Here is a 232-nt window from a genome sequence, read left to right on the forward strand (position 1 = left end):
GCGTTTTCCCGGCCGGTGACCAGCTTTCGCCATCACTGCTGGCTCCTGCAAGTAATCTTTCACACCCTTGCTTTTTTAAGCGTGTTTTGTTTTCAGCCACTTTCTTTACAATATCGGCAAATGTCGCTTCTCTGGCTTCCTTGCTGATGATTTCATTCATGGGATATGAAATATAGGTTGTCATTTCATTATCCAGCGCATAGGGCGAATTCATCACAAACAGTGCGTCCGG

The 232-nt window shown here is 45.7% G+C and carries 1 protein-coding gene; it reads right to left on the minus strand.

The annotated features are described in order from the left end of the window. Positions 1–184, minus strand: a 184-nt coding sequence (locus NNO02_RS23720; protein ID WP_271455919.1) for a hypothetical protein, incomplete at its 3' end; no start/stop codon positions are given. Positions 185–232: the final 48 nt, after the last annotated feature.

The organism is Citrobacter sp. Awk 2, assembly GCF_028069815.1.
In the GTDB taxonomy this organism is placed as follows: Bacteria; Pseudomonadota; Gammaproteobacteria; order Enterobacterales; family Enterobacteriaceae; genus Citrobacter.